Annotated in this window: 18 protein-coding genes and 2 pseudogenes; 11 read left to right on the top strand and 9 right to left on the bottom strand. The window is 60.1% G+C overall.

Annotated elements, in window-relative coordinates; all coding sequences use genetic code 11:
* Positions 1–54: 54 nt before the first annotated feature.
* The gene (locus NKH60_RS02925; protein WP_352871083.1) at positions 55–699 is read right to left on the bottom strand and encodes an FMN-dependent NADH-azoreductase; all 645 of its coding nucleotides are present in this window, start codon (positions 697–699) and stop codon (positions 55–57) included.
* Positions 700–836: 137 nt separating this feature from the next.
* Here NKH60_RS02925 and NKH60_RS02920 point away from each other — a divergent pair, with 137 nt between their 5' ends.
* Positions 837–1,688 (top strand): LysR substrate-binding domain-containing protein, encoded by an 852-nt coding sequence (locus NKH60_RS02920; protein WP_352871081.1) that lies wholly within the window; start codon positions 837–839, stop codon positions 1,686–1,688.
* A 137-nt stretch (positions 1,689–1,825) separates the two neighbouring features.
* On the top strand, positions 1,826–2,077 hold the full coding sequence (locus NKH60_RS02915) for a hypothetical protein (RefSeq protein ID WP_352871079.1): 252 nt from the start codon (positions 1,826–1,828) through the stop codon (positions 2,075–2,077).
* A gap of 127 nt (positions 2,078–2,204) precedes the next feature.
* On the opposite strand, the gene NKH60_RS02910 is transcribed toward NKH60_RS02915, so the two are convergent.
* Both NKH60_RS02910 and NKH60_RS35095 read right to left on the bottom strand, forming a co-directional pair.
* Positions 2,205–2,462: an ATP-dependent DNA ligase gene (locus NKH60_RS02910; RefSeq protein ID WP_352871199.1), complete on the bottom strand. Its 258-nt coding sequence runs from the start codon at positions 2,460–2,462 to the stop codon at positions 2,205–2,207.
* 141 nt (positions 2,463–2,603) lie between these two features.
* Entirely contained in the window at positions 2,604–2,963 is a 360-nt protein-coding gene (locus NKH60_RS35095; protein WP_502907725.1) for an OB-fold nucleic acid binding domain-containing protein, read from the bottom strand.
* 288 nt (positions 2,964–3,251) lie between these two features.
* On the opposite strand from NKH60_RS35095, the pseudogene NKH60_RS02900 reads away from it, so the two are divergent.
* The 4 genes and pseudogenes from NKH60_RS02900 to NKH60_RS02885 all read left to right on the top strand — a co-directional run.
* A pseudogene (locus NKH60_RS02900) lies at positions 3,252–3,413 on the top strand (hypothetical protein); the annotation flags it as partial.
* 185 nt (positions 3,414–3,598) lie between these two features.
* Positions 3,599–4,639, top strand: coding sequence for a glycosyltransferase family 2 protein (locus NKH60_RS02895; protein ID WP_352473011.1), 1,041 nt, complete (start codon positions 3,599–3,601; stop codon positions 4,637–4,639).
* Complete coding sequence (locus NKH60_RS02890; RefSeq protein WP_352871077.1) at positions 4,614–5,306, top strand: class I SAM-dependent methyltransferase; 693 nt, start codon at positions 4,614–4,616, stop codon at positions 5,304–5,306. Before NKH60_RS02895 ends, NKH60_RS02890 begins: the two co-directional genes overlap by 26 nt.
* Entirely contained in the window at positions 5,284–5,739 is a 456-nt protein-coding gene (locus NKH60_RS02885) for a GtrA family protein (protein WP_352770920.1), read from the top strand. Before NKH60_RS02890 ends, NKH60_RS02885 begins: the two co-directional genes overlap by 23 nt.
* Here NKH60_RS02885 and NKH60_RS02880 read toward each other — a convergent pair.
* From NKH60_RS02880 to NKH60_RS02865, 4 genes and pseudogenes are all read right to left on the bottom strand, one after another.
* Positions 5,736–6,368 (bottom strand): hypothetical protein, encoded by a 633-nt coding sequence (locus NKH60_RS02880; protein WP_352871075.1) that lies wholly within the window; start codon positions 6,366–6,368, stop codon positions 5,736–5,738. The two genes, NKH60_RS02885 and NKH60_RS02880, sit on opposite strands and share 4 nt — an antisense overlap.
* On the bottom strand, positions 6,355–7,512 hold the full coding sequence (locus NKH60_RS02875; protein ID WP_352871073.1) for a putative hexosyltransferase: 1,158 nt from the start codon (positions 7,510–7,512) through the stop codon (positions 6,355–6,357). Before NKH60_RS02875 ends, NKH60_RS02880 begins: the two co-directional genes overlap by 14 nt.
* Before the next feature lie 101 nt (positions 7,513–7,613).
* Entirely contained in the window at positions 7,614–7,682 is a 69-nt protein-coding gene (locus NKH60_RS02870) for a hypothetical protein (protein WP_352819499.1), read from the bottom strand.
* 26 nt (positions 7,683–7,708) lie between these two features.
* Positions 7,709–7,828: pseudogene (locus NKH60_RS02865) on the bottom strand (phosphatidate cytidylyltransferase); the annotation flags it as partial.
* 24 nt (positions 7,829–7,852) lie between these two features.
* Between NKH60_RS02865 and NKH60_RS02860 the strand changes: the two are divergent.
* From NKH60_RS02860 to NKH60_RS02850, 3 genes are all read left to right on the top strand, one after another.
* Positions 7,853–8,056: a DUF6074 family protein gene (locus NKH60_RS02860; protein WP_502898610.1), complete on the top strand. Its 204-nt coding sequence runs from the start codon at positions 7,853–7,855 to the stop codon at positions 8,054–8,056.
* A gap of 106 nt (positions 8,057–8,162) precedes the next feature.
* The gene (locus NKH60_RS02855; RefSeq protein ID WP_352835337.1) at positions 8,163–8,768 is read left to right on the top strand and encodes a cupin domain-containing protein; all 606 of its coding nucleotides are present in this window, start codon (positions 8,163–8,165) and stop codon (positions 8,766–8,768) included.
* On the top strand, positions 8,758–9,246 hold the full coding sequence (locus NKH60_RS02850) for a hypothetical protein (RefSeq protein WP_352503494.1): 489 nt from the start codon (positions 8,758–8,760) through the stop codon (positions 9,244–9,246). The genes NKH60_RS02855 and NKH60_RS02850 overlap by 11 nt, the downstream gene beginning before the upstream one ends.
* A gap of 220 nt (positions 9,247–9,466) precedes the next feature.
* On the opposite strand, the gene NKH60_RS02845 is transcribed toward NKH60_RS02850, so the two are convergent.
* Complete coding sequence (locus NKH60_RS02845) at positions 9,467–12,892, bottom strand: acyl-[ACP]--phospholipid O-acyltransferase (protein WP_352871070.1); 3,426 nt, start codon at positions 12,890–12,892, stop codon at positions 9,467–9,469.
* Positions 12,893–12,919: 27 nt separating this feature from the next.
* Here NKH60_RS02845 and NKH60_RS02840 point away from each other — a divergent pair, with 27 nt between their 5' ends.
* Positions 12,920–13,165 carry a hypothetical protein gene (locus NKH60_RS02840; RefSeq protein ID WP_352835342.1) on the top strand — a complete coding sequence of 82 codons (246 nt, stop codon included), beginning with the start codon at positions 12,920–12,922 and terminating at the stop codon, positions 13,163–13,165.
* Positions 13,166–13,779: 614 nt separating this feature from the next.
* Here the strand turns inward: NKH60_RS02840 and NKH60_RS02835 are convergent.
* Positions 13,780–14,271 (bottom strand): hypothetical protein, encoded by a 492-nt coding sequence (locus NKH60_RS02835; protein WP_352835345.1) that lies wholly within the window; start codon positions 14,269–14,271, stop codon positions 13,780–13,782.
* A gap of 60 nt (positions 14,272–14,331) precedes the next feature.
* Here NKH60_RS02835 and NKH60_RS02830 point away from each other — a divergent pair, with 60 nt between their 5' ends.
* The gene (locus NKH60_RS02830) at positions 14,332–14,508 is read left to right on the top strand and encodes a hypothetical protein (RefSeq protein ID WP_352835348.1); all 177 of its coding nucleotides are present in this window, start codon (positions 14,332–14,334) and stop codon (positions 14,506–14,508) included.
* The last annotated feature ends 81 nt before the right edge of the window (positions 14,509–14,589 follow it).

The following is a 14,589-nucleotide window of genomic DNA, read 5'->3' as shown; positions in this document are numbered from 1 at the left end:
GCTCCGCCTGGAGCGCAGCGAACACATGCGCAAACAGTCCAGCCGATGACCGCTTCACTTGAGATCAAACTCAAGCGCGAGCCGTTCTGCCTCGAACTTTGCGTTCGCACGCGCCGCCTGCTCAGCTTCAAGCCCAAACAGCGTGCGCTCGATCAAAATTGAATCGATATCCGTCACTCCGATCAGCTTAAGCCAAGCCTCGACGTAGGGTCTCTGGAAATCGTAGCTCTCGCCCGGCGTCCAAGTTGAAGTTGGCGCATAGTCCAAGCCCCGAGCATAGATCACAGCGGCTCGATTGGCTTTGACCCGCCCCGCGAATCCATCATCGTCGAATGAGAACAGCACATCCTTCTGCGAAATGAGGTCGATCAACTGCTTAAAGCGATAAGGAATCGAAAAATTCCAGAGTGGTACAGTCAGCAAGATCTTGTCGGCCACTAGGAAGGGCTCGGCGAGCGTCTCAATCACATCCCACACGCGTTGCTGCTCGGGCGTTCGCCCTTCGCCATATAAGCCGGCATATTTGGCGTTGAGTGCCGCTTCGCCAAATTCCGGCAAGGGCTTCTCCCAGATGTCGTACGTTTCAATCGCATCGTCTGGGTGGACACGCCGGTAGACGTCTAGAAAGGCACGACCGACCTCGATTGAGGCGGACATCGTCTTTCGTGGCGAACACTCCACATACAACAGCTTGGTCATGGTTCGTCCCTTCGCGGTATCGGAAATCTTCCCTCGCACTCGGCGAGAATGACCGCGACGCATAAAACGCACAAACGAATATATTCACTGCCATTTAGCGGATTTATGGGTTAATAGCATGATGGAGGAGATCCATCATGTTCGAGACCGAACTGCTGCGTAGCTTTGTCACTATCACGGAGGCTGGCGGCTTCACACGCGCGGCAGCCGTTCTGAACTCGACCCAATCAACCGTGAGCGCTCAAATCCGACGGTTAGAAGAACAGGCTGGCCAGACCTTATTCGCGCGGAGCACGCGATCCGTCCAACTCACGCTAGCCGGTGAGACGCTGCTTGGTTATGCCCGCACGATCCTTCGGCTGAATGAAGATGCGCGACTGAGGCTCTCCGGCAGTCGGCAGGACCAGCGCATTCGCCTGGGAGCGTCTGAAGATCTCGCCAGCTCTTGGCTGCCACGCATACTGCGCCGCTTCGCCGGTCTCTATCCCGGCGTGCAGGTCGACCTTGAGATTGGAATTGGCCCACGTCTGGTTCAGATGCTCGACGGGGAAGGACTAGACGTTGCGGTGAGCGGCGCGTGCGACGGAAGCTTCGACGGTTCGGTCCTGTGGAGCGAGCCGTTGGTTTGGGCGTTTGCAAAGCAGGGCGTGCTTTCCACACCGCCTCAACTCGCCTTCTTTCCCGAGTCCTGCCCCTATCGCGACGTTGCGATTCGGACCCTGGCCAAGACACGAACCGAGTGGCGGATCAGCTGCACAAGCTCAAGTTTGGCGGGTGTGCGCGCTGCGGCGCTCGGTAGTTTCGCGGCTAGCCCGTTGCCCCAGAGTCTCGTTGGGCAGGGCCTGCGAGCACTTTCGGAGAACGAGGGACTGCCGGCCTTGCCGGACGTCACATACGTTTTGAGAGTTGCACCCGGCGAACCTTCGACTGCTGTTTCAGCGCTCATCACTGTCATACAGAGCGCATCGGGTATGAATACTGCGGCTTGAATTGCCAGGGCATGCCGACCTGCCGGGATCGCGATCCGATCCTGACGGCAGTGGACCATCTGCGGGCATATACGATAGGCCGGAAATTGCCCTCGCAGGTGCCGCTCGCATTTATGACCAGCAAATGGCGACGGCGTGTGCGCTCAGATGGCACCCATATCGACCTGCGCGCCTGGGAAGTGGCGGTTCTCGTTCATCTGCGGGAGCGCCTCTTGCGGGCCGGTGATATCTGGGTCGATGTTAGCCGCGCATGGCGCGGTTTCGAGGATTATCTTCTGCCTCGGCCGATCTTCGCCCTGATGCGCGCCGAAGGACGGCTCGGGCCTGCAATCCCCGACAGCTGTGCGGAGTGGCGGGCCGAGCGCACCGCCACACTCGACGCGAATTGAAAGGCCAGGCATGTCGGTCGAAAACAGGCCTTCCAGTCCGCTTTGCGATCGACGAACGGCAGCTTCGCAATGCTCTCTCCGTTCAGGAACAGCAGATCGAAAGCAAAGAAGACAAGATCGCCTGCGCTCATCCATAGCGGCCCTGCAACCGGCTGAAAGAGGTGGCGCCGTCTGCCCGGATAGCGCACAGCTCCCCGTCGACATAGGCGTCTTTCACCGGGAGCGCGCGCAGAGCCGCTATCGTCGCTTGATGGCGATGCGACCAGTCAAGGCCCGTCCAGGTCAGCAATCGGATGTCGCTCCCCTCGATGCGCGCATGCATCCGGTACCCGTCATACTTGATCTCGTGAAGCCAATCGGGGCCGTCGGGCGCTTCGTCGACCAGGCGCGTCAGCTGAGGCTCGATCCATTTCGGCGGATGCGTTTTATTCGGCCTGAGGGATCCACCGTCTTCCGCGTCAATTGAGATAAAGCATCGTCATGCGGGCCAGACTACCACATGATGACGGTATATCCGCTGCAGCTTCTATCGGAAATCCCGCGTCTTCACCTTGATGCTTGATGCGATCGATGTGCTCGTATGGATCGACGATGTTTCGGCCCTTCGGCAGGCTCCGCGGATCGACACCCGGCGCGCCGTGATGGGCTTCGTCACGCCGGCATGCGGCACGGGAAACGGCGTCTCGCGGTTTCCCAGGCTGGCCAGCTCGGCCGACAGGTCGGTCAACTGATGGGAGACGAGATGCACCACCTTCCCTTCCCGCTGGATGCGGCCGCGCACGCCGAGCATGGCCGACGAAAGAAGCACGCGACGGAATTTCTCGAATACCTTGACCCAGACGACGACGTTGGCGGCGCCCGTCTCATCCTCCACGGTGAGGAACATGACGCCTTTGGCCGAGCCTGGCCGTTGCCGGACCAGAACCAGGCCGGCAGCCTCGAGCCAGCTTCTGTCTCGCGCCTGCATGGCCTCCTGACAGCTCACGATGCTGCGGCGGCGAAGATCGGCACGCGCCGGATGGCTGCGCAAGGTCAGCCCGATATGGCCATAATCCTCGACAACGTCGCGGCCGGCCGTCATGGGCCTGAGCGCAACAACAGGCTGGTGGATCTCGGGCAAAGTCCTCTTCTCACGGCAAGCAGCGGCCGCAAACAGCGGCAGAGGTTCGTCGCGAAACCGGCAACGCTGTCCAACGGCGTGCGCACCCTGGTACCGCTATACATCAGCGCCGGCACCCGCGTCGTGGTGATGACTGCCGATGGCGCCTACGTGGAGCGCGCGAAGGAGGGCGTGCAGCGATCTTCAGGGCGGTCAAACAGCTTTGTGCTGGCGTAGTCGCCAGACGAACCTCGCTGGCGACCTATCGAGTTCGCGCCTCGGTGCGGACGCTCATCTCTCACTGAGAACCGGCATTTAATCAAGAACTAGCTAAATTAGCAGTTTCTTGCACACCTTTGGAACTTTGTAGCTTTCGTTACATTTTCAACCGCATGCGAGACTCTGTGGTCCACGGCCCTGGAATGACGGTGAACAGATCACCGCCTCGCTACTCGCTCGTCCTGCCCATATACAATGAAGAACAGGTGCTGCCTCGGCTGATCGAGCGGATCAGTTCGCTTATCGACCGGCTGGACGGCGAAACCGAGGCCATCTTCGTCGATGACGGAAGCCTCGATGGAAGCGTCGAATACCTCCAAAAAGTGGTTGCCGCCGAGCCGCGCTTTCGGCTGATCGAATTTTCCCGCAATTTCGGCCACCAAGTGGCGATTACCGCCGGTATGGATGCCGCTGCGGGCGATGCCGTCATCGTCATGGATGCCGACCTGCAGGATCCGCCGGAAGTCGTTCTCGATCTGGTGGCCAAGTGGAAGGAAGGCTTCGAGATCGTCTATGCCCGCCGGGTCAAGCGCGAGGGCGAATCCTGGTTCAAGCGCTTTACGGCAAGTCTTTTCTATCGCCTGCTGGAGAAAATGACGTCGGTCGATATTCCGCGCGACGTCGGCGACTTCCGCCTGGTCGGCCGCAAGCCGCTGGAAACCTTCAAGCGTATGCCCGAACATGACCGCTTCGTCAGGGGCATGTTCGGCTGGATGGGCTTCAAGCAAACGACCGTGCCATTTGAGCGCCACGCGCGAACCCTGGGCCAGACCAAATACCCATTCTGGAAGATGGTGCACCTTGCGGTTCACGGCATCGTCAGTTTCTCCGAGAAGCCCTTACGCCTGGCGCTCTGGGGCGGATTGGCCATTTCCGCGCTTGCGGTGGTCTTTGGCGCCTATGCCATCTTTGCCTCGTTTTTTGAAACCGGCATCATTGCCGGGTGGACATCCACGGTGGTGATCGTGTCGCTCCTGTGCGGCATCAATCTTTTCATGACCGGTGTGGTCGGGCTCTACGTTGGCAGCATCCACGCCGAGGTGAAACGCCGCCCGCTTTATGTGATTAACCGGCTCACCGGCTTCGACGAGGCGATGCGTACCGTCTCTGGTGAGCGCCGCCTATCGTTTCACAAGCCCAGGAGTGGAGTCCCCGCCAATGGCCGAACTCTTCGACAGCTATAATTCCAACTATGGCGAGGCGGTCGAAGGGTCCATCCGATTTTCCGGACTCGGGCACGACTTCTTCCTTGTCGCCAAGGCGGACCTGCTGCGGCGTCTGGTGGTCGAGCGAAAGCTTCGGCGGGGTGGGGCGGCTGTAAGGGCGCTGGATATCGGCTGCGGCGTCGGTTCGCTCCACCCCTACCTCGACGGCGCTTTCGACAGCCTCGATGGCTGCGACGTGTCGGAGCAATCAATTTTGCGCGCCGGCCAGGACAATCCAGGTGTGACCTATAGGGCCTGCACGTCGCCGAGTCTGCCCTACGGGGATGGCGCGTTCGATCTGGCTTTTGCCAGTTGCGTCGTCCATCACGTTCCGCCCTCCTCCTGGTCCGATTTCTTGCTGGAATTGCGGCGTGTCGTGCGGCCAGGTGGCGTCGCCTGCATCATCGAGCACAATCCCTATAATCCCCTGACGCGTCTTGCGGTGTTCCGGTGTCCGTTCGACCACGACGCGGTCCTCCTCAACGCTGCCAACGCAGCGTCCCTCTTTCGGGAGACCGGGTTCCGGGACATCCGATCCGAGCATTTCCTGCTGCTGCCGTCGGCAAGGCCTTTCGCCAGAAGAGTCGAGCGCGCGCTCGCGTCGCTGCCGCTTGGAGCGCAGTATGCCTGCAGTGCGCAAGTCTGAGGGCCCCTCGACCAGCGACGCCGGCCTGAAACTGCTGGTGCGTTTCGGGTCGGTCGGCATCGCTGCAACGATCCTATATGCAGTGATGGCCACCGCTTTGGTCGAATGGCAACGGTTCGGCCTCTCGCCGGTCGGTGCCTCGCTCGCAGCTTATACCGCTGCCGCCCTGTTTTCTTATCTCGCGCATAAGTTCGTGACCTTCGCGTCGAGCGGATCGCATCGATCGGAGGCTCCGCGTTTTCTCTTGCTGACGGCAACCGGCTTCGCGGTGGCTTACGCGGCGCCGGCGCTTTTGACGGCGAAACTCAGTCTGCCGCCGATAATTGCCATCCTGGTTACATGCTTGCTTGTTCCAGCGGTCAATCTCCTCATGCTCGACCGCTGGGTTTTTGCGCAGCGAAGACGCGGCCAGCAGCGCGATCGCCCGCCCTAATCCGCGTCAATGGGATCGAGCCGGAGCGACAACAATTTGATGGAGCGCTTATAGATGTTGCTGGCGGCAGGAGTTTGCGGAATGCCGTCGAGGTAGTCGAAGGCAATGTCGAGTGTCTTGGCCTCGCCGAGAGCCGCCGGTGGGATGACGAACGAGACGGTGCGTGGCTCTTTGCCGGACAGCGTCACCGCATGCACCCGAACGCCGTTCACCGAGATCACAATCCTTTGCGTGATCTGTGGCGGACGAATGACGGCGGCCATTTGCAGCGTGGCAGTCAGGCCGTCGCGAAGCGGCGGTATGTCCAGGCGAAGCCGCGAGGTCTCGCCCAGCGAATGGGTGCCGTCGGCTACCGGCCCCGACCAGCCACAGACCATCATGCCGGTTGCCTTTTTGGCTCCGTCGGACCGGAACGACACCGTCTCGCCAAGTGTGTAGCTGCCGACCGCATCGCGATTGAGGCAGGTCGTCGTCCGGTCGATGTAATAGGCGCGATAGTCGGCATTGACGTCTGGATTGAGAGCAAGCGCAAGCATGATGATTTCCGCCCCGGCCAGAACCGCCGCCAGCGTGTAGCCGCCAAGCGAGGCCGCGCGCCGATGCGAGCCCGGAGTGCTAGACCAGGGCAAGATAGCCCCCGATCCACGCGACGGTCATGAAATAGCAGGCGCCCAGGAAGAGACCCAGAGTCGCAAGAAAAGTCAGCTTCGACGCCGACAACAACGTGGTCAGCAACATTGTCAGAGGCGCAAGCCCAATGACGTATCTGACCATCGAGGCCAGGTTGGTGATCAGCGGCAGGATGATGCAGCAGGCGCAGAACAACGCGGCGCCATATTGCCTGCGAACCGCCAGAACCGCCGATAGCGCCAGTCCTATGAGTGCGGCGAGCGCGCTCCATTGCGGCGCCGTAGGCAGCCATCCAGTCGTCGGAACGGCCGAGAGTCCATCCCATATGAAGGCGAGCGGATTGCCCGCCACACGTCCAAACGCACGCTGGACGTGCAGGAAGGCAAAGCCGTCCCCGACCGTCAGATAGAGGAACAGGATGTAGGCGAAGAAGCCGGCAGGCGAGATGAGAATTGCAACGAGCAGATCCGGTCGGCCAAGCACCCAACGTGGGAACGAAAGCGCCGATCCGCCCTTTGCGCGGTAATCCCTGAACATCTGAATGACGGTCGCAAATACAACAAGCACTCCGACGAGCCTGGTTGCCGACAGCAGAGCCGATGACAGCCCCGCGGTCAGATAGCTGGAGCGTTTGAGTGCCAGAAAAACGCACGACGTCAGGAGCACGAAAAGAGGTTCGGTCAGGAAAGTCGTAAAATGAAAGGAGAACGGGCCGCTGAGCAGAAAGGCGCAATATAGCACATAAGCGCGCATGTTCTTCTCGAGCAGCGGCCACGCCACCAGACAGGCCGCGTAGCTGCACGCAACCGATGTGATCGACGCGAGCAGTATCGTCGGCAAAGGGAAAACAGACCGGATTGCCGCCACCAGCATCGGATAGAATGGGAAGAAGCCCCAGCGTCCGACATTGCTCTGGTTTGGAATGGGAAAGCGCTCATAACCGTGTTCGGAAATGTCGACATACCACGCGCAATCCCACCGGCAGAGCGCCTGGGCATAGGCTGCGAAGCCTGGTTCCGCCGAGATCGAGGCAAATGCCGCATAGCGGATGGCCAGTCCACCGACGACGAATAGCAGCGGCACCACCACGACCGCAATAAAGCGGCCACCGGCGTTCGGACGCGCGACAGCTTCGAGCGCCATAATCTGCCTCCACCCGTTCAAGTGACTGGCGCCACTCAAAGCTAGATGACGCGCGCCCGGGCGAATTCAAGGCATGCAACGCGGCTCAGATGGCGATAGAGCTACCCCGCGCTTCTGAGCCAGACCAGCATCTCGCCGGGGTCGCGATTGTCCCAGGTAAAGTACGGCACGGCGGTGAGTTTCGCTTCCGCCACCGCGCCAGGAGATGCCGGCCGAACAGCTTGCCGAAGATAAATTGCAGCACGTCGCTGCCTTGCACGGTGATGATCAGGAAAGCGATCAGCAACAGGTTGCGGCCTTCGAAGCTTGGGCGATCCGGTGAGGTGATCGATCATTCAACATAAGCGCGTTTCCGCTGAATCGGCGGCGGAAATTGGTCGAAGGTATCGCCCGGGTCCTGGAATCCAAAAACCTGGAGGACGCGAATGCCTTCTGGCGCAGCACCGCCAAGACAATTCTCGTTCAACTCCGGCAGGCACAAGCTGAGCGGCCGACATGCGGGCGCTTCTCTGAGTTTCAGTTCTCCTCACGGGCCGCAGCTTAATAGCGGCCATTCGGCAAAAGGAACAAAGTGCGGTGTCGCTGGTTGAGATTTGTTGAGACCAGAGCGGAGGCTTTCGCCGCTGTCTCATCCAGCGCAAGGATTCGCCGTGGGCATTCTCGAGAGCCTGAAGAAAGCTACCGAGCAGGCGACGGGTATCGCGCGACCGAGAAAGCAAGATCTCGCCGAATTTGTGAAGATGAAGAAGCCACTCGAATTTCGGTTCAAGGATGACGGCCTCGTGCCGAACCACCCCTTCTGGCCGTTTGTCGTCTATCGCGGCGCCGTAAGGTCGGTGGAACAATTTGATTCCGCAGCCGTGCCGGAAGAGCTTTTCGAGGCCAATGGCTGGTGTAGCGGCTGGCGGGACGGCATCTACCACTACGTCCATTACCATTCCCGCAAAAATGAAGTGCTTGGGGTTGCGGGCGGCACCGGCAAGGTTCGGTTCGGGGGCAACAGGGGCCGTACATTGTCCTGGAAGGCCGGCGACATGGCAGTTCTTCCGGCCGGCACCGGTCACCAATGTCTCTCCGAGTCTGCTGGTTTCCTGGTGGTCGGCGCTTATCCCGCATCCGAGGCTTATGACGAATGCACGACAGCCCAGGAACATGAGCGGGCATTACGAACGATTCCCAAGTTGGCCGTCAACGCAAGGATCCGGTCTATGGGAGCAAAATGCCGCTGGTGTCAGTGTGGAAAAAATGAAGCTTGAAGATGAAGTCCGCCACGTTTCCGAAGACTTGGACGATGATGTACTGAGTGACGCTGTGCGGGCGCTGCATCGTCGGGTGAAGATCGTTCATGATTTCGATATCCCCTACATTGCTGGCTACAGCAAAGATGGCAGGACGATTTATATCGATCGCCATATGCCTCGCACTATGGATTGGAAATCGGCCAAGGTCCGGCTTGCCCCATTTCTGCTAACGCACGAAATCGTTGAAAAGGCGCTCCTAGACGAACTCGGGCTTCATTATCTGCACGCGCATCAAATCGCTCTTCGAGCCGAACGCGATGCAGTGAAGGCGGCGGGTGTTGGCTGGTCCGCTTACCAGGCCTTCAACAAAAAGAACGAAAAACCGATCTCCGAAGAGAAGCTCAAGAAGATCCCCAAGGATCTTGACCTGACGCCCTACCGCGACATGAGTGACTTTTCAACGCTAGAGCGTCTGCTGAAGGCGCAACGATAGTCGGACAAGCCAATGGTCCTCGCTTGCCAGTTCTATGACCGCCGCCTCGACAGTTCAACATCGACGAGCTCGCGGCACATGTGCAAATGAGCGCATCGACCCTGCACCATCGTTTTCGCCAGCTGCAGCTCGTTCGCGTGGCGCTGCGTGCACCGAACTTTCGCGGTGGTCCCGTGTTCTCAACCGAGATACACAAAAGTTACCCGTAAAAGCGAGTCGTTCAAGCCGCTTGGGTTTTCATGTCTTCGCCGCTCACCATTTTGATCACAGCGGAGAAATCGAGCTTGCCTGAGCCGAGGACAGGCACTTTCGCAACGACGCGCACTTCGGCCGGCACCATCAGGTCCATGGCGCCGTTGGCCCTGGCGAAGGCCAGGAATTCGGCACGCGTGGCGTTGACAGCCTCGGTAATGAGGACCAGCTTTTCGCCCTTGCGCGCATCTGGCACGGCGGCGACTGCCGAGAGCGAGCCTTTCCACAATTCGCCCGCCAGCGCCTCGACGGCGGCCAGCGAAACCATCTCGCCACCGATCTTGGCAAAGCGCTTCGCGCGGCCTCGAATGGTGATGAAGCCGACGTCGTCGACGGCGACCACGTCACCGGTGTCATGCCAGCCGTCTTCGAGCGGCTCGAGCACGCCCGGCTTCTCGGTGCGCAGATAGCCCGCCATGACATTGGGCCCGCGCACGAAAAGCCGTCCGCCATCCTCGACGCCAGGCACCGGGTCCAGGCGGTACTCCATACCCGGCATGATTTTGCCGACACTGCCGGAGCGGTTGTACATCGGCGTGTTGATGGAGATCACGGGCGCGGTTTCGGTCACGCCATAGCCTTCGAGGATGCGCAGGCCGAACTTTTCCATATAGGTCGCGCGCGTAGAAGCCTTGACCGGTTCCGCGCCGGCAAAGCAATAGCGCACTGAGCGGAAGTCGTAAGGGTGTGCCGTACGCGCATAGCCGCTGAGGAACGTATCGGTCCCGAAGATGATCGTCGCGTTCGATGCGTAGACCAACTCCGGCACCATGCGATAGTGCAGCGGGGAGGGATAGAAATAGACCGGCACGCCCGAGATCAGCGGCAGCACCGTACCTGCTGTCATGCCGAACGAGTGGAAGATCGGCAGCACGTTGAAGACCTTGTCGCCCGAATGGAAGTCGATACGCGAGGCGGCCTGGGCGGCATTAGCCAGGATGTTGCGATGGGTGAGCACCACGCCCTTAGGCGTGCCTTCAGAACCTGAGGTGAACAGGATCACCGCCGGTTGGCCGGGCTTGCGGGCGACCCGGGGTGTATTTTTGCGCAAAAGGCCGAGCAGCTTGTCCTTGAGGCCAATGGTGGCCCTCAGATCATCAAGCCACACAATATCTACCGAGCGGCCGAGTTCCTCGACCACGGCGCCAAGTTTCGCTTGTTCGACAAAGGCGCGTGAAGTCAGCACGGTGCGCACCTCGGCGGCCTTGCAAGCGGAGAGGATGTTGGCCGCACCGGCAGTGAAGTTCATCATCGCCGGAACCTTGCCGGCGGACATGACGCCGAGCAGCGTCGCACAGGCGCCGTTGGCATTGGGCAGCATGATGCCGAGCGTCTGCTGGCCGGCATAGAGGTTCTTGAATTTCTCGCCAAGCACGGCGGCGGCTGCCAGCAGCTTGCCGTAGCTCAGCGAACCGGTGACGGGGTCCTGCACGGCCAGTTGCTTCATGCCGCGTTCGCTCGCCGTCTGGATGATCTTCTCCAGCACAGTCTTGTCGATGTCCTGGGTGCGGAAGACGAGATCCGACATGACCTGGTAGAGGGCAGCACCCGCCGCTGCGCGGCGCTTCCGGCCCTTGAGGTCCGGCGGTACTTCAAGTTTGGCCGGTTCTAGTATCGTCACCCTGACCTTTGGGAACAGCTGGCGGCGCACATGCAGCGAACTCAGCCGCGAAAAATAGCTCTTCTCCAGGCCGTCGATGCGCACTGGCACGATCATCGAGCCGGTCTTGTCGGCCACCATGGCGCCACCGTCATAGACCTTCATTAGGCCGCCGGTCACGGTGATCCGGCCTTCGGGGAAGATGACAAGCGGATCGCCGCCTTGCACGGCCTTGATAAGCGTGCGGGTCGACATCGGCTTGGCCGGATTGAGCGGCAGGGCGCGCGCAAGTTTCATGAACGGCTTCATCCACCAGGCTTGGGCGATGGTGTAGTCGATGGCAAACACCGGCTCCTCATCCGTCAGCGTCAAAGCCAATGGGCCGTCGAGGAAACTGACATGGTTGAGCGCCAGGATGGGTGCCGGGCCGGCCGCCTTAAGGTTTTCCAGCCCCTCCACCTCCAGACGATGGAAGGCTCGGAACAGAATGGAAACGAAGTCGCGGAAGGCGTTGGTTGGCAGATATCTCAGCATCAGCCAGGCGGCGACCACGTTGAGTGCGGCGAGGCCGAACAGGATACCTCCAGTGGAGACGCCCACTGCTTGAATCGCGGCGACAAGTATGCCGCCCACCGTCATGAAGCCTGCATTGACGATGCTCACCGCGGCGACGACGCGAGCGCGGCTGGCTTCGGGCGCCCAGGCTTGTACGGCGGCGAAGGTTGGTACGACAAGAAAGGCGCTGGCAATAGCCATGCCGGCAAGGTCGATCGCAACATGGACCGTGTTTGGCCCGGCGAAGAATATTGCGAGCGTTTCGGCCCCGATCGAAGGCTGCATGCTCCAGATGATCCAGGCCAGGTCCAAGCCGAACAGTGCCATCAACGCAGTGCCAACCGGGGCTGGCAAGAGCACGATGCGGCCCTGCGACATCCATGCGGCTATGGCAGAGCCAATGGCGATCGACACGGCGAACACCGCGAGATAGGCGGTGACAGCGATTTCTCCGCCACCGAGCGAATCCTTGACCAGTGTAGGCAGGATCGAAAGGACAATGGCCCCGATCAGCCAGAACCACGACGTCATCAGTCCGGCGCGCCAGATCCGCTTGTCGGCACGCAAACCGTTCACCTGTCGCCAGGTCGAGCGAAAGATGTTTTTGTCGATGACTAGGTCGGGAGCCGCAGAACCGGTGGACGGGATGTAGCGGCTGACAAACCAACAGGCCACGGCAAGGACCATCATGATCGGCCCGAATACCGAGACCCCAATGCCATCGGCCGAGACGACGCCTCCGGCGATAGTGCCGCCGAGGATGGCGGCGAAGGTTGCCGATTCGATCCAGGCATTGGCGCGGGGCAATTCCTTGCGCTCGAGATGATCCGGCAGGATGCCGTACTTGATCGGTCCGAACAGTGCCGAGATGATGCCGAACATGAGCAACGCGATCATCAGCACCGGGATCGACGACAGGGTGATTCCAACGACAGCGACAGCCGCAGCGGCGATCTCGGTGAATTTCAGCCGACGGGCGATGAGCGCCTTGTCGAACCGGTCGGCGATCTCGCCACCAACGGCGGACAGGAGCAGGAAAGGAGCCATGAAGACGGCACCCGCCAGCGTAACCAGTGATGCAGCCTTGTCCGCCGCCAGGGTGAACAGAATAAGGAACACCAGCGTGTTCTTGAGGAAATTGTCGTTGAAGGCGGAAAGGAACTGCGTCCAGAAGAGAGGCGCAAAGCGCCGTGACCTCATCAGATGGCTAGTCGTATGGCCGTTCGTGGCGATTTCCATTGGGGCGGCTTCCATTGGGCAAGACCGTTGAACATCGTGGCCGTATCGATCAGCGGTCTTGCGCGGTTTGAGCTTCTTGTAGTGGGAACCCGGTTACACTTCGTTACTGCGGCTCAAATCGATCAGCGGCTTTTGGGTTTGGGGTCTTCTAGCCGCTTCATGCGGCTCGCCTCTTCTGCGTCTCGCAGGGTCTTGGTGATGGTGATCGAGGTATGCACGAGCCTGATCGCCGCCATCGGGCAGAACCCCTTCGCGGCAAAGCTTGCTCCATGAAATTGATGGCGCCGTCATTATCGAAGCGGCGATGGCGAAATTGGCATGGTGAATGTTTGCAGGCGCTTGAACCCTTGGGAGCATAGCTGTTGAAGGTCATCGATATTATCTTTTGGTTTCAGGGTGAGGTTGCGCCGGCGTTTGTCTGTCTCCAGGCCGGATACAATCAAGCGGTCTTGCGACGGTCCGGACGAACGCAGCGTCAACGCTGCTCCGCAGCAGCGGGCTGCAGACGGCGGTTGCCAGCCAGTTTGAGGCGCAGTTGCCGCAACCACTTGCCATCCTCTCCGAGCGGATCGCAGGACAGCTCCGCGATTCTGAGCACTGCCAAATCGGTTCCACTGCCGAATGGAGGATGAGACGCATAAGCGAGTTTCCGGACCGGAAGCTATGCGTTGGGTTGCCCAAACGATGCAGAGGCGCTGCTGTGTTGGCGCGACACGCTCGACCGCAGGTGCGGACGGCATAAGAATTTTGGAGAGGCCCGTGGTGACTGGGGATTGCGCCGGTATTGACGACGCGCGAAGACTGGGTCGATATCTGGGCGAAGGCAGCCCCTGCGACGCAGCTTCATACCGGAGAATGGAGGCCGCGCTGGGAGGTTGTTGCTTCGGCTACCAACTCAAAGTGATTGTCTGGGAGAGTTCGGCGATGTCGCCATAGATCATCGAACCTGTGACGAGAAAACATTTATCACCGAGGACTTCGAAGAGTGAGCTTGCCGCTGTACAAACCGGCAAGTTCTTCGAATTGGCATACGTGCCGAGGGTCGCGGTTTCGACCTTACGGTGGGTCGCCGTTTCGACCTTACGGTCCTTGGCTTCGGCACAGCCGACACTGATCGAGAGGATTGCGATAGCAATGAGAGTCGTCTTGCTCATATTTTGCCCCTGGAGCCAGCTCTTGTCGGGTAAGGCGCGCGATGCATCAAAGTAGCACCGGCCCACGATCGGCTTCATCCATCGATTGGAGGAAGCGGGCTCATCCATAATTAGCAATATCTTGAGTAAGGCGCCGAGCGCACCAGACTCATGGACGGCGCGCGGAATTTCCATTCGTGACGAGGTGGCGATCCCGGCCGCGTTCGCAAACGGGTCACCCAGCACTGCGTAAACGTCTCGATTCCGAGCTATAGCTTTCCGCATTCGATCATCGATCATACCAAGGTGAAGAAGGGGCAGCAGATCGAGCTTACCGGAGAGATCACGCGCGTAGACGAGGAAGGCGGCAGGGTGACTATCGATCTGGGACCGCTGGTGACGATCGACATCGACAAGGTCAGGCTGGTCGAGAAGTACAGGACGCCAAAGCGCAAGAAGCCGCTGCGCGACATGGTGGATTAGCTCGCGGACCGCCGCTTATCCACGCGACATCGGTACCACTCAAACGAATGGCAATTTTCTGTCTGAATGCGTTTAGGGTCC

The organism is Mesorhizobium sp. M1006 (assembly GCF_040318825.1).
GTDB lineage: Bacteria > Pseudomonadota > Alphaproteobacteria > Rhizobiales > Rhizobiaceae > Mesorhizobium.
Note: the sequence above shows the minus strand (reverse complement) of the source record. Positions and strands in the feature narration are given on the sequence as shown.